Raw genomic sequence first — 13,708 nt, 5'->3', positions numbered from 1 at the left:
GCAGTCGCGAACAGGGGTGGCACGGTGAGCGCGAGGAGTGAGCCGGGTTTGCGAGCCCCGCAGTCGCGAACAGGGGTGGCGCGGTGACGAGGAGCGGTGCGGGGCCGACGTTGGTGCTGGTGCTGGCCGTCGCGGTGCTGGTCGGGTGCGGGGTGATCCTGCTGTTGGAGCGCAGCCTGACCCGGATCCTGCTCGGGGTGATCATGCTCGGCAACGGGGTGAACCTGTTGATCCTGTTGGGCGGGCGGTCGGGTGCGGCGCCGATCGTCGGCACGGGCCCGGTGGAGCGGATGAGCGACCCGCTGCCGCAGGCGATGGTCCTGACCTCCATCGTGATCACCTTCGGGTTCACCGCGTTCCTGCTCGCTGTGGCGTACCGCAGTTGGTATCTGTCCGGGGACGACGAGGTGCCCGACGACCTGGAGGACAGGCAGATCATCCGCCGGGCCGGACGCAACGAGGTGGGTACTGTCGATCACGGTGGCGAGGGCCCGAACGGAGACCCGGAACAGGTCGATCCCGAGCCGGCCCGCCGACGGCTACGACGCGGGGACGAGTCGTGATGCGCGCCCTGGTGCCGCTGCCGGTGGTGGTGCCGCTGCTCGGTGCGGCGCTGACCCTGCTGCTGGCCGGGAAGCCCCGAATCCAGCGAACGATCAGCGTGCTGTGTCTGAGCGGCACGCTCACGGTGGCTGTGGTGCTGCTGGTGCAGGCGTACCGGCACGGGCCGGTGGTGGTGGCGGTCGGGGGGTGGCCGGCGCCGGTCGGCATCGTCCTGGTGGCCGATCAGCTGGCCGCGCTGATGGTCGTGGTCTCGTCGGCGGTGACGCTGTGCGTGTTGCTGTACTCGGTCGGCCAGGGCGGCAGCGAGACGATTGAGAGCTCCCCGGTGTCGATCTTCCACCCGACGTACCTGGTGCTCACGGCGGGTGTCACGAACGCGTTCCTGGCCGGTGACCTGTTCAACCTCTTCGTCGGGTTCGAGATCCTGCTGGCCGCCAGCTTCGTGCTGATCACTCTGGGGGGCACGGAGACCCGGATCCGGACCGGGTCGACGTACGTGGTGGTCAGCATCCTCTCCTCGATGATCTTTCTGATGTCGGTGGGTCTGGTGTACGCGGCCACCGGCACACTCAATCTTGCCCAGCTCGCCCAGCGTCTCGACGACCTGCCCGGCGGTGTCCGACTGGCCCTGGAGCTGATGTTGCTACTGGCCTTCGCGATCAAGGCGGCGGTCTTCCCGCTGTCGGCCTGGCTGCCGGACAGCTACCCCACCGCACCGGCTCCGGTCACGGCCGTCTTCGCGGGCTTGCTCACCAAGGTGGGCGTCTACGCGATCATCCGCACCGAGACGTTGCTGTTTCCGGGTGGGCGTGCCCACATCCTGCTCATGGTCGTCGCCGGGCTGACCATGGTGATCGGCATCCTCGGCGCGGTGGCCCAGTCCGACCTGAAGCGACTGTTCTCGTTCACCCTGGTCAGTCACATCGGCTACATGATCTTCGGGGTGGCGTTGAGTACCGTGGCCGGCCTCTCCGGCGCGATCTTCTACGTGGTGCACCACATCACCATCCAGACCACGCTGTTCCTCGTCGCCGGCCTGGTCGAGGAGCGTGCCGGCAGCACCGACCTGCGTCGTATCGGCGGGTTGGCCCGGGTGGCGCCGCTGCTGGGTGTGCTCTTCTTCATCCCGGCCATGAATCTCGCCGGCGTACCACCGTTCTCCGGCTTCCTCGGCAAGCTCGGCCTGCTCCAGGCCGGGGTGGCCGCCGGCGGGCCGCTGCCCGGCGTGCTGGTCGCGGCCGGCACGCTGACCAGCCTGCTCACCCTGTACGTGGCGTCCCGGGTGTGGAACATCGCCTTCTGGCGCGCGCCCCGGCTGGCCACCAGCGAGCCGGGGATCCAGCTGCCGAAGCTGATGGTGGGCGCCACAGTGGCCCTGGTCGCCCTCGGGCTGGCGTTGACAGTGCTGGCCGGTCCGCTCTTCGACGTCACCACCGACGCGGCTTCGGACCTGCGGCTGCGCACCCCGTACGTCCGTGCCGTGCTGCCGGGCGGTGTGCCGTGACCGGCCCCCCGGAGCCGGCTCCCGACACCCCCGGGTCCGCCGTGGTGGGGCGAGGGCGGCTCGGGCGCTGGCGGGACCAGGCGGTGGCGCTCGGGTGGCTGGTGGTGGTCTGGATCCTGCTCTGGGGTGACGTCAACTGGGCCAACCTGATCGGTGGCCTGTTGGTGGGTGCGGCCGTGCTGGTGTTCTACCCGCTGCCGGCGGTCAGCTTCGGTGGCCGGTTGCGACCGTGGGCGCTGCTGGAGTTCGCGGGCCGGTTCGCCGTCGAGCTGGTCAGCGCGAGCCTGCACATCGCCCGGATCGCCGTGCAGCCCGGCTACCGACCGCGCGGGGCGATCATCGGGGTCCGGTTGCGGGTGGCCACCGACCTGAACCTGGCGCTCACCGCCGAGGCGGTCTCGTTGGTGCCGGGCACGTTGATTCTCGAGGTGGACCGGGACTCCGGAACTCTCTACCTGCACGTCCTGGACACCCACGGTCCCAGGGACCTGGACGTGGCCCGGGCCCGCACGCTCACCGTCGAGCGGCGAATCGTCCGCGCGATCGGCTCCACCAGCGAACTGCGCCGACTCGACGTCACCTCACCCGAGAAGGGAACCCGCCCGTGACCACCTTCCTGGCCGTCGTCCTCACCGCACTGCTGTCGGTCACCGCGCTCCTCGCGCTGGCCCGCCTCTACCGTGGCCCGTCGCTGGTCGACCGGGTGATCGCCGCGGACATGCTGCTCGCCACGATGGTCGCCGGGGTGGGCGCCGAGGCGGCGGTCAACCGGCACGCCACCACGCTGCCCGTGCTGGTGGTGCTCTCCCTGCTCGGCTTCGTGGGCTCGGTGTCGCTGGTCCGCTTCGCCGTCCGGGAGCAGCAGTGATCGCGACGATCGCGGACTGGCTCGGCGCCGGTTGTCTGGTGGCCGGCGCGCTGCTCGCCCTGGCCGCCGGGATCGGCGTACTGCGGTTCCCGGACGCGCTGTCCCGGATGCACGCGGCCACCAAACCACAGGTGCTCGGGGTGCTCCTGTTGCTGCTGGGCATCGCGTTGCGGCTGCGGTCCCCGGCGGACCTGGGCATGATCCTGCTGGTGGCGGTCTTCCAGTTGTCCACCGCGCCGGTCGCGGCGCAGATGATCGGGCGGGCCGCGTACCGGTCGGGGCGGCTTGACCGGAGCCTGCTCGACGCCGATGAGCTGGCCGAACGCGGATCAGGTGGTGGATCGGCGGGCCCGGCGTGAACGGCCCCGGGCGGCCCGGTGAACCGGACGATCCGCTCCTTCGGCCCACCCCCAGCGGAGTCCCAGCCGACGCCGATAAAATAGCGGCATGATCGACTCTTCTGCCCAGGAGGGCAGCAGTAGCCAGCCGGGTCGTGCCCGGCATATCCCCGTACCGACGACCCCGGGAGCCCTGAGCAACCCGTGTTGATCGTCGTTGGTCTCCTTCTGATCATTGTTCTTACTGCCGCCACCGGCTACTTCGTGGCGCAGGAGTTCGGCTACGTCGCCGTGGACAGGGGCAAGCTGCGCCAGCTCGCCGACGATGGCGATCCGGCCGCCGCCCGGGCCCTGACCGTCACCAGTCGGCTCTCCTTCATGCTCTCCGGTGCCCAACTCGGCATCACCGTCACCGCCCTGCTGGTTGGTTACGTCGCCGAGCCGTACCTGGGCGGCGGGCTGGCCGACCTGCTCGGCGTGGCCGGCGTCAGCGAGGCGGTCAGCCTTCCGCTGTCGGTGGCGTTGGCCCTGGTCATCGCCACCATCGTGCAGATGGTCCTCGGTGAGCTGGCCCCGAAGAACCTGGCCATCGCGCGGGCCGAGCAGTTGGCGCGGGCGCTGAGCCGCTCCACCCTCGTCTACCTGGCCGTCGCCGGACCGCTGATCCGGCTCTTCGACCGGGCCTCGGTCCGGCTGCTGCGCCGCCTCGGCATCGAACCGATCGAGGAACTGCCCAGCGGCGCCACCCCGGCGGACCTGGAGCAGATCATCGCCGAGTCCCGCGAGGAGGGCAGCCTCGACGCCGAGATGTCCACGCTGCTCGACCGAGGTCTGGACTTCCGCGAGCTGACCGCCGGCGAGGCCATGGTGCCCCGCGTCGACGTGCACACCGTCCGGGCGCACGAGCCGGTGAGCCGGGTGGTCGAGCTGCTGGACACCGGCCACTCCCGCTTCCCGGTACGCGGTGCGGAGGGCGTCGACGACGTGCTCGGCATCGTCGGTATCGCCGACGTGCTCGGCGTACCCCCGGCGGAGCGGGCCACCACCCCGGTGAGCGCGGTGGCCGGGCCGCCGCTGCTCGTACCGGAGACGTTGCCCCTGCCCACAGTGCTCGACCGCCTGCGGTCCGGGCACCGGCAGATGGCGTGCGTGGTCGACGAGTACGGCGGCTTCGCCGGCGTCATCACGCTCGAGGACATCGCCGAGGAACTGGTCGGCCCGATCCGCGACGAGGACGACCCACCGGACCGGGCACCCGCCCGGCAGGACGACGGATCCTGGGTGGTGCCGGCCCGCTGGCGGATCGACGAGGTCGCCGACAGCACCGGCATCGCCCTGCCCGAGGCCCCCGAGTACGACACCCTGTCCGGGTTGGTGATGCGGGAGCTGGGCCGGGTGCCCGAGGTCGGTGACCGATTGGAGATCAGCCTGCAACCCGAGGGCGCGGACGGCGAGGTCAACGAGGCGGAGCCCCGGGCGCTGGTCGAGGTGCTGGCCGTGGACCGGCACGTGGCCGACTCGGTGCGGTTGCAGTTGACCAAACCCGAGGTGACCGCATGAGCCCCGGGATCGCACTGTTCAGTTCGGTGATCCTGCTGGCGCTGAACGGGTTCTTCGTGGCCGCCGAGTTCGCCCTGGTGGCCAGCAAGCGCTACCGCCTGGAACAGGCGGCGGCAAACGGTGGCCGAGCGGCACGGGCCGCGTTGGATGGCGTCCGCGAGCTGTCGCTGATGCTGGCCGGCGCGCAGCTCGGCATCACGCTGTGCACCCTGGGTCTCGGCGCGCTGGCCGAGCCGGCGATCGAGCACCTGCTCAGCCCCCTGCTGCACGCGGTGGGCCTGCCGGACGCTGCCAGTCACCTGATCGCCCTGGTCTTCGCCCTCGGGGTGGTGACCTTTCTGCACCTGGTGGTGGGGGAGATGGCACCGAAGTCGTGGGCGATCACCGACGCGGAGCGCTCGGCGACGCTGCTCGCGTTGCCGTTCCGCGCCTTCGCCCGGGTTTCCCGGCCGGTGCTCTCCGCGCTGAACGCCCTGGCCAACGCGATCCTGCGGCTGTTCGGCGTCAATCAGCAGGACCAGCTCGCCCAGGTGCACGGCCCGGACGAGCTGCGGATGCTGCTGGAGCAGTCCCGGGAGCACGGGCTGCTCGGTGCTGAGCAGCACCAACTGCTGACCAGCATGCTGGAGTTGCAGGGCACGTCGGTGGCGCAGGTGATGGAACCGTTCGCCACCATGGTCACCGTCCGCCGCGACGACCCGGCCGAGCGGATCGAGGAGGTCAGCCGGGACAGCGGCCGATCCCGGCTCGCGGTGCTCGACGAGGCGGGCGACGTGTGCGGGCTCGTGCACGTCCGGGAGGCGGTACGGGTGGTCACCACCGGCCGGGTCGCCACCGCCGGGGAGCTGATGACCCCCGCGTTCACACTGCCCGCGACGTCCTCGGTCACCGAGGCGGTGGCGGCGATGCGGGCTCGACAGTCACAACTCGCGCTGGTCCGCAACGGCGGTGGCCCGGCCCGGCCGATCGGTTTCGTGGCCCTGGAGGACCTCCTGGAGGAGGTCATCGGGGAGTTCGACGACGAGACCGACACGGTGCCCCGAGGGCGGCGGTTGCGCTGACCCCTACGACCCGGCCGGGTCGAGGAGGCGCGGCCGGGTCGAGGAGGCGTGGCCAGGTCGGCGCGGCAAGCTTGAGGTCACCCCGACCGGGTAGGCGCGCCGGGTGGGGCCGGCACGGCCCCGTCCCGGGAGGGGGCGTGCGGTGCGGCTGACGGGAGTGTCCCCGGAGTCCGGTGGGACCGGGCTCTCCGTGCAGACAACGCTGCCCAACCCGAGTACCCGACCGGGCCTGCGCCTGCCCGGACGGGTGACCCTCGCTGCCGGCCCGGACAACGTGCTGGTGCGGCACATCCGACTCGGCCTGGTCACCACCGTCGAGCCGGACGACCCGTCCGCGCCCCGGCGTCTCATGCAGTTCTTCGACGTGCCGATCGCCGGCCGGTTCGTCGTACCGGCCGGTCGGCGGCGGGCTGTCGACTTCGCGTTCCCGCTGCCGTGGGAGACCCCGGTGACCACCTTCGGTGGGGTGCCGCTGCTGAGCCTGCGGATGGGTTTGCGGACCGAGGTGTCCCTCGACCCCGATCTCGACCAGGGGGCCATGGTGCCGGTCTTCGTGCACCCGATCCCCACCCAGCAGCACGTGCTGGCGGCGCTGGACACCCTCGGCTTCATGATCCGCCAGTCCGGGTTGCAGGAGGGCGGGCTGCCAGGGGTGGAACACAACCTGCCGTTGCACCAGCGCTGGGGCTACTGGGTCGGACCGCTCTACGCCGGCCCGATCACCGAGCTGGAAGTGATCTTCGTGACCAACTCGGCGGGCCTGGAGGCGATCCTCTGGATGGACCGCCGGCTGGCGCTGGCCGGCATCACCCACCAGAGCATCAGCCGGTTCCGGATCTGGCACGAGGGCGCCGACCGGCGGGACTGGGTCGCCACTGTGGACGGCTGGATCCGCCAGGCGATCAACCGACACGCCGCCGCTGCCGCGCACGCCGACTGGTCCGCGCAGATCGCGGGATCAGCCCACGTCAGCCGCCACCCCGACGAGCCGATCAAACCGGGTTACGGCCTCGGCGGCACAGCCGGCGGCGCCGGCATAGGAGGCGGTGGCTCCGGCGGCGGCGACGGCACCTGACCCGCCGCACTCGCCCCGCCCCTTCGCGCTGCCCGCGCTGCCCGCCCCGCCCCTTCGCGCTGCCCGCCCCGCCCTGCCTCGCCCCTTCGCGCTGCCCGCCCCGCCCTGCCTCGCCCCTTCGCGCTGCCCGCCCCGCGCCGCCCTCGCCGCCGACCCCGCGCTGCCCTACGGCCCCGTCGATCATGGAGTCGTGGTGGGATGAACATCCCGTTTCGCGCCTTTCATGAGGCACCACAACTCCAAGATCGACGCGTGCGGAGGACGCGACGTCGCTAACCTCCGCGATCTTGCACTTTCGGTGCCGACAAATCAGTCAACAGCGCGCATTTCGCCAACCGAAAGTGCAAGATCGCGGGCAGCCGGGCAGCCGGGCAGCCGGGCAGCCGGGCAGCCGGCCGCGCGAGCGGGCGGGCGGGAGCGGGGGCGGCGAGGCGCGGGTCAGCCGGCGGTGGCGGTGGCCAGCTTGAGGCTGAAGGCCAGGAACAGGGCTGCCACGGCGGTGGTGCCGCCGGCCGCCAGGCGGCGGCGTTGGCGGAACTGGGCGGCCAGGAAGGTGCCCGCGAAGATCAACGCGGTCAGGTAGAGCACGCTGGTCACCTGCGCGATCAGCCCGAGCAGCAGGAACGACAGCGCCGGCCACGCGTAACCGGGGTCGACGAACTGGATGAAGAACGAGATGAAGAACAGGATCGCCTTCGGGTTCAGCAGGCTGATCACCAGCGCCTTCCGGAACGGGCTGCGCATCGCCGCCGGCTCCGCGGCGTCGATGAGCCGCGGCGTGCTCGGGTCGTTGCGGTCGCGCCAGCGCCGCACGGCGCCGAGCAGCATGGTCACTCCGACATAACCGAGGTACGCGGCACCTGCGTACTTGATCACCAGGAACAGCGGCGGGTACGCCTTGAGCAGCGACGCCACCCCGGCGGCGGAGAGGAACATCAGCACCCCGTCGCCGACGAACACGCCCGCGGCGGCCCGGTAGCCGACCGCGACGCCTCGTTTGGCGGCGGTGGAGAGCACGAAGAGTGAGTTCGGCCCGGGCAGCAGGATGATGGCCACGGTGCCCAGCACGTACGTCCAGATGTCGGTGATCCCCAGCACGCCCGCCATCATCACGCCACCGGTGCCGTCCGCAGAAGTCTTTCCCGCAGCCTGGCCTGTGCGTTCGGCCACTCGTCGACGGTCATCGCGTACTGCACGGTGTCCCGCCAGGAGCCGTCCAGGCGTTGTCGGTGCATCCGCAGCACCCCTTCCCGGGTCGCCCCGAGCCGTTCGATGGCCGCCTGGGAGCGACCGTTGCGGATGTCGGTGTGCCAGGTGACCCGTACCGCGCCCAGGTCGTCGAAGGCCCGGCCGAGCAGCAGCAGCTTCGCCTCGGTGTTGATCCCGGTACGCCACCAGGGTCGGCCGAGGAAGGTGTACCCGATCGCCACCGCCCGCCGCTCCGGGTCGATCTCGTAGTAGGACGTGCTGCCCACCACCGCCCCGGTCGCCGCGCACCGCTGCACCCAGGCCACCCGCTCGCCCCGGTGCTGGGCGGCCAGGGCGGTGCCGATCACCTCGGCGGTTTCGGCGGGCGCGGAGGGCGGCGCGACGTTGAGGTGTCGCCACACTTCAGGGTCCGTGGTGGCGGCGTGCAACTCGTCGGTGTGGGTCAGGTCCAGCTGCTCCAGCCGAACGTGCTCGCCGTGCAGCGGCACCGGGTCGTGCCACGGCGTGCGGGGCGTCCGCAGGTACGCCGGCAGCGGCGCGGTGACTCCGGCGTCCGGCTCGGGTGCCCCGGCGGTCAGTCGCAGCGGCAGCACGCCGGCCCAGTGCGGCAGGTCCAGGTCGGCCTCGTCCTCGCGGACCCCGCCGGTGCGGGCCCGGACGGACACCTCGCGCAGTGGCAGCGCCAGTACGGCGGTTTCGGCCAATTCGCGACGGCTGGGCGGACGAGTGGCGGTGCTGCGTCCCGCGCCGACCTTCTCGACCAGCGCGGTGAGCATGGCGAGCTTTTCCCGCTCGTCGGTGACCAGTCGGGCGGTGCCGTGCGCGACGACCGAGCGGTAGTTGGCGCTGTGGTGGAACTGGGAGCGGGCGTAGACCAGCCCGTCGAGAATCGTCACCGCGACGCAGACCGGCAACCCGTCGTCGCCCCGGGCGGCGAGCAGCGGCCGACTGCCGGTGGAGCCGTGCAGGTAGAGCGTGTCGCCGATGCGGACGTGCAGGGTGGGCAGCACCCGTGGCTGGCCGTCGACGGTGAAGCTGAGCGCGCAGTCGTACGCCTCGTCGAGTACGGCGTGGGCGGCGGCCTGGTCGTAGCTCATCCTGTCGCGGGAGCGGTGGGGTGTGGTCCGGGCGGTGGGTGGATACATGCGCTCGCCCCTTTGTTCTAGTACAATCTCGTATTTGTGTCAGCACAGTATCAGCTCACCGGTACGACAGCCGTCGAGATTTCGGCCAGCATCGAGTCGGGCATCCGTACCGGCGCCCTGTCAGCGGGAGCCGCCCTGCCACCCGTGCGGGCGCTCGCCACCGAGCTGGGTGTCAGCCCCGCCACCGTCGCCCGCGCCTACCAGGAGCTACGCCAGCGCGGCCTGCTCGCCACCGCTGGTCGGCACGGGACCCGGGTGCGCCCCCGCCCGCCGGTGGCCGCCCGTCGCTCCGCACTGCGTCCCCCACCGTTGCCCGGCGCCCGGGACCTGTCCCGCGGTGAACCCGACCCCCGTCTGCTGCCCCCGCTGGGCCCGCACCTGGCGGCGCTCGCCAGCGAGAACGGCCCGTCGGTCGGCTACTCCGATGCCGGGGTCCTGCCCGAACTGGCCGAGACGGCCCGCGCCCGGCTGGGCGCCGACGGCGTACCGGCCGGGGAGTTGACCCTGACCGGCGGTGCGCTGGACGGCATCGAGCGGTTGCTCGGCGCCCACCTGCGCCCCGGCGACGCGGTGGCGGTCGAGGACCCGGGCTGGGCCAACCTGCTCGACCTCGTCGCCGCGCTGGGCCTGCGCCCGATCGGCGTACCAGTGGACGACGAAGGGCCGCTGGTAGCCGGGGTGGCCGCGGCGCTCGCCGCCGGAGCGCGGGCGCTGATCGTCACCAGTCGGGCACAGAATCCGACCGGTGCCGCCGTCTCCGCGGATCGCGCCGAGGCGCTGCGGACGCTACTCGCCGGCCGACGGGACCTGCTGTTGATCGAGGACGACCACGCTGCCGAACTGGCCCTCGTACCCCTGCACCCGCTCGCCGGTGCGACAGCGAGCTGGGCCTTCCTCCGCTCGGTGAGCAAGCCCTTCGGCCCGGACCTGCGGCTGGCGGTGCTGGTCGGCGACGAAACGACAGTGGCCCGGGTGAGCGGTCGTACCCGGGTCGGTGCCGGCTGGGTCTCCACAGTCCTGCAACGTCTGGTGCTCGCCCTCTGGCGGGACCCGGCGGTCACCGAGTTGGTGCAGCGGGCGGCGCAGAGCTACGAGCAGCGCCGCGAGGGGCTGCTCGCCGCGCTGGCCGAACGCGGCCTGACCGCACACGGTCGCAGCGGCATCAACGTCTGGCTGCCGGTCGCGGACGAGACCAGCACTGTGACAGCGCTCCGCGACGCCGGCTGGGCGGTGGCCCCCGGCGCGCTCTACCGGATCGCCGCCCCGCCGGCCCTGCGCATCACCGTCAGTTCCCTGGACACCGCCGACCTGGCCCCCCTCGCTGCCGCCCTGGCCCGAGCCGAAAACCCACCCCCCACCCAGGGCTTCCCCACCTGACCCCCGCCCTCGCCCCCGCGCGGCCCGCCCGCCCCCGCCCCCGCCCCCGCCCCCGCCCCGCGATCTTGCAGTTTCGGTTGGCGAAATGTCGGGCCTGTGGACGTTGGTCTGTGCAGAAAGTGCAAGATCGCGGGGATTCGGGACGGCGGGGACGGGTACGCGGGGGCCCGGAGGTGGGGGACATGGCTTCAGGTGGGGCTCGTAAGGGGATCTGGATCGCCATTGCGGTGGCGATCATCATCATCGTCATCGTGCTGATCGCGATCGCGTCCGGCGGCGACGGCGGCGGAAACGGGTACTGACGCGTCGCGGCCGGGGCGTACCCGGCGGTGAGCATCGAACGGGTATATAACAGTCGGCATGGCCGAGCAGACCGGGAGCGCTCCGGGCGCCCAGCGGTTCATCCCGCCTGACGCCGATACCATCAACGACCTGCGCACCGCCGCGGGCGGCTGCCGGGGCTGCGAGCTGTACCGGGACGCCTCGCAGACGGTCTTCGGCCGGGGTGACGAGAGCGCCCGGGTGGTGCTGGTCGGCGAGCAGCCCGGCGACATGGAGGACCAGAAGGGGCTGCCCTTCGTCGGCCCGGCCGGACGCCTGCTGCGCCGCGCGGTCGACGACGCCGGGCTGGACCCGGGTCACCTCTACCTGACAAATGCCGTCAAGCACTTTCGCTTCGAGTTGCGTGGCAAGCGGCGGATCCACCAGACCCCGGACCAGGCGCACATCACCGCCTGCCGGCCGTGGTTGGTCGCGGAGTTCGCCCGGCTGCGTGCGGAGATCGTGGTGGTGCTCGGCGCGACCGCCGCCAAGGCGCTGCTCGGCCCGTCCTTCCGGGTCACCCGGCAGCGGGGCGAGCTGCTGCCCTGGCCGGAGTCGGCGCAGCACCCCGCGGACTTCGAGCAGGTGCCGGTGGACAGTGCCGGCACCCGGGCCGACGCCCCGCAGGCTCGGCTGCTGGCCACCATCCACCCGTCCGCAGTGCTGCGGGCCGACGACCAGGACAAGGCGTACGAGGGGCTGGTCGCCGACCTGACCGTCGTCACCCGCGCCCTGCCCGCCTAGCCGGCGACCAGGGCCCACCGCGGCCCGAGCTGGCGACCAGGGCTCACCACGGCCCACGGACGGCCCACCACGGCTAATGCCCGGCGACCGCAGCCGCCCCGGCCCGAGCCGGCGGAAATTGCCGCCCGGGTCGCGCGCCGAGGCGATACCCGCCGGAAACGGCGATGCGTGAACCGCGAAACAGATCCTCTGCAGACTCATGCGAGTCGATCTTGTAGGGGAGGCCGTTATGAGCGATCAGACGCAGTCGATGGTCAGCCGGCGTGGGTTCCTGCGTACGGTCGGAATCAGCGGTGGTGCCGGAGCGATGCTCGCCACGATGGGCGCCATGGGGCTGGCCCCCAGCGCGGCGGCCTCGGTCACCCCGGCATTCCGGCCGCCGGAACCTTCCGACTTCACTCTCAGCGGGCGGTCGGGCGCCAGCGTGGTCGTGCTCGGCGGCGGCATCGCCGGGCTCACCACGGCGTACGAGTTGGGCAAGGCCGGCTATCACTGCACCGTCCTGGAGGCGCGGCACCGCGTCGGTGGGCGGAACCTGACCATTCGGGGCGGCGACGTCGAGACCGACCTCGACGGACGCACCCAGCGGGCCGGCTTCTCCGACGGGGTCTACTTCAACGCCGGGCCGGGCCGCATCGCACAGTGGATGGTCACGATGGACTACTGCCGGGAACTCGGCGTACCCATCGAGGTCTTCACCAACCAGAACGCCGACGCCTGGATCTACAACGAGTCCGCCGGGATGACCGAGCCGGTCCGGTACCGCACCGCCAAGGCCGACGTGTACGGCTACGTCTCGGAGCTGCTCGCCAAGGCCACCGACCAGGGCGCGCTGGACGCCCGGCTCACCACCGAGGACCGTGACCGGCTGCTGTCGTTCCTGCAGAGCTTCGGCGCGATCGGCGGACGGACCAGCGACTGGGCGTACACCGGGACCAACCGTCGCGGCTTCTCCGCGTATCCCGGTGCGGGTAACGACGTGGGGAGTCCGCTCGGTGCGCCGCCGGCGCTCGCCGACGTGTTCGCCAGCAACATCGGCCGGTACTTCTCCTTCGAGTTCGGCTACGACCAGGCCATGCTGATGTTCCAGCCGGTCGGCGGGATGGACCAGATCCCCCGAGCCCTGGCCCGCGCGGTGGGCCCGCACCGGATCCGACTCAACGCCGAGGTCACCGGGGTAACCGACCGGGGCAGCCGGGTCGAGGTGACCTATCGGCAGGGCGGCCGGCAGTCGCAGGTCACCGCCGACTACTGCGTGGCGGCCCTACCGCCGCACCTGATGGCCCGGGTGCCGCACAATCTCGGCACTGCGGTGACCGCGGCCCTGGCCGATTTTCCGGTCACCGCCTCCGGGAAGATCGGCCTGGAATACCGCAGCCGCTGGTGGGAGACCGATCAGCGGATCTACGGCGGCATCACCGAGACCGACCTGGACCTGTCGCACATCTGGTACCCGTCCTACGGCTTCCACGGGAAGCGCGGCCTGGTGGTCGGGTACTACAACACCGGGGCGAACGCCAGGGCGTACAGCGGGCTCACGCCGGAGCAGCGCAGCGAGCGCGCGATCAGCCAGGGTGTGAAGATCCACGGTGACAAGTACCGCAGTGAGCTGGTCACCTCGTACTCCCACGCCTGGGACCGGACCCGCTACATCGAGGGCGCCTGGACGTCGCCCCGGTACGGCACGGCCGGCTACAACCTGCTGCTCCAGCCGGCCGGGCGGGTCTACTTCGCCGGGGACTGGCTCAGCCACGAGGTGGCCTGGCAGCACGGCGCGTTCGTCGCGGCGCGTTCGGCGGTCTCCGCACTGCACCAGCGGGTGATGGCGGGCTGACCCTGAGCTGTCCAGATCTTGGACAGTTTCCGTTCGCAGGTGACTGTCGTGTCCCGAGACATGTGTCAAGGGGAAGTCCCGATAGATGTGTCATGTGTTGTTGATCAG

General features: G+C 71.7%; 13 protein-coding genes. 11 read left to right on the top strand and 2 right to left on the bottom strand.

Features of this window, described 5'->3' with window-relative positions:
- Positions 1–83 precede the first annotated feature (83 nt).
- From ABZU43_RS28545 to ABZU43_RS28510, 8 genes are all read left to right on the top strand, one after another.
- The gene (locus ABZU43_RS28545; protein ID WP_355009526.1) at positions 84–563 is read left to right on the top strand and encodes a Na(+)/H(+) antiporter subunit C; all 480 of its coding nucleotides are present in this window, start codon (positions 84–86) and stop codon (positions 561–563) included.
- Positions 563–2,068, top strand: a complete 1,506-nt coding sequence (locus ABZU43_RS28540; protein WP_355009525.1) for a Na+/H+ antiporter subunit D — start codon at positions 563–565, stop codon at positions 2,066–2,068. The genes ABZU43_RS28545 and ABZU43_RS28540 overlap by 1 nt, the downstream gene beginning before the upstream one ends.
- Positions 2,065–2,676, top strand: a complete 612-nt coding sequence (locus ABZU43_RS28535; protein ID WP_355009524.1) for a Na+/H+ antiporter subunit E — start codon at positions 2,065–2,067, stop codon at positions 2,674–2,676. The genes ABZU43_RS28540 and ABZU43_RS28535 overlap by 4 nt, the downstream gene beginning before the upstream one ends.
- Positions 2,673–2,936 carry a monovalent cation/H+ antiporter complex subunit F gene (locus ABZU43_RS28530; protein ID WP_355009523.1) on the top strand — a complete coding sequence of 88 codons (264 nt, stop codon included), beginning with the start codon at positions 2,673–2,675 and terminating at the stop codon, positions 2,934–2,936. The genes ABZU43_RS28535 and ABZU43_RS28530 overlap by 4 nt, the downstream gene beginning before the upstream one ends.
- The gene (mnhG, locus tag ABZU43_RS28525) at positions 2,936–3,295 is read left to right on the top strand and encodes a monovalent cation/H(+) antiporter subunit G (protein WP_355009596.1); all 360 of its coding nucleotides are present in this window, start codon (positions 2,936–2,938) and stop codon (positions 3,293–3,295) included. The genes ABZU43_RS28530 and mnhG overlap by 1 nt, the downstream gene beginning before the upstream one ends.
- A gap of 183 nt (positions 3,296–3,478) precedes the next feature.
- Positions 3,479–4,834, top strand: a complete 1,356-nt coding sequence (locus ABZU43_RS28520; RefSeq protein WP_355009522.1) for a hemolysin family protein — start codon at positions 3,479–3,481, stop codon at positions 4,832–4,834.
- On the top strand, positions 4,831–5,895 hold the full coding sequence (locus ABZU43_RS28515; RefSeq protein ID WP_355009521.1) for a hemolysin family protein: 1,065 nt from the start codon (positions 4,831–4,833) through the stop codon (positions 5,893–5,895). The genes ABZU43_RS28520 and ABZU43_RS28515 overlap by 4 nt, the downstream gene beginning before the upstream one ends.
- Positions 5,896–6,037: 142 nt before the next feature.
- On the top strand, positions 6,038–6,970 hold the full coding sequence (locus ABZU43_RS28510; RefSeq protein ID WP_355009520.1) for a sporulation protein: 933 nt from the start codon (positions 6,038–6,040) through the stop codon (positions 6,968–6,970).
- A gap of 438 nt (positions 6,971–7,408) precedes the next feature.
- On the opposite strand, the gene leuE is transcribed toward ABZU43_RS28510, so the two are convergent.
- Both leuE and ABZU43_RS28500 read right to left on the bottom strand, forming a co-directional pair.
- Positions 7,409–8,080 (bottom strand): leucine efflux protein LeuE, encoded by a 672-nt coding sequence (leuE, locus tag ABZU43_RS28505; RefSeq protein ID WP_355009595.1) that lies wholly within the window; start codon positions 8,078–8,080, stop codon positions 7,409–7,411.
- The gene (locus ABZU43_RS28500) at positions 8,080–9,324 is read right to left on the bottom strand and encodes a bifunctional pyridoxamine 5'-phosphate oxidase family protein/GNAT family N-acetyltransferase (RefSeq protein WP_355009519.1); all 1,245 of its coding nucleotides are present in this window, start codon (positions 9,322–9,324) and stop codon (positions 8,080–8,082) included. Before ABZU43_RS28500 ends, leuE begins: the two co-directional genes overlap by 1 nt.
- 36 nt (positions 9,325–9,360) lie before the next feature.
- Here ABZU43_RS28500 and ABZU43_RS28495 point away from each other — a divergent pair, with 36 nt between their 5' ends.
- The 3 genes from ABZU43_RS28495 (at position 9,361) to ABZU43_RS28485 (ending at position 13,600) form a co-directional block, all read left to right on the top strand.
- Complete coding sequence (locus ABZU43_RS28495; protein WP_355009518.1) at positions 9,361–10,701, top strand: aminotransferase class I/II-fold pyridoxal phosphate-dependent enzyme; 1,341 nt, start codon at positions 9,361–9,363, stop codon at positions 10,699–10,701.
- A gap of 360 nt (positions 10,702–11,061) precedes the next feature.
- Positions 11,062–11,766 carry a UdgX family uracil-DNA binding protein gene (locus ABZU43_RS28490; protein WP_355009517.1) on the top strand — a complete coding sequence of 235 codons (705 nt, stop codon included), beginning with the start codon at positions 11,062–11,064 and terminating at the stop codon, positions 11,764–11,766.
- A 229-nt stretch (positions 11,767–11,995) separates the two neighbouring features.
- Complete coding sequence (locus ABZU43_RS28485; protein ID WP_355009516.1) at positions 11,996–13,600, top strand: FAD-dependent oxidoreductase; 1,605 nt, start codon at positions 11,996–11,998, stop codon at positions 13,598–13,600.
- Positions 13,601–13,708: the final 108 nt, after the last annotated feature.

The sequence above is a fragment of the Micromonospora sp. NPDC005205 genome, assembly GCF_040608275.1.
Classification (GTDB): domain Bacteria; phylum Actinomycetota; class Actinomycetes; order Mycobacteriales; family Micromonosporaceae; genus Micromonospora.
Note: the sequence above shows the minus strand (reverse complement) of the source record. Positions and strands in the feature narration are given on the sequence as shown.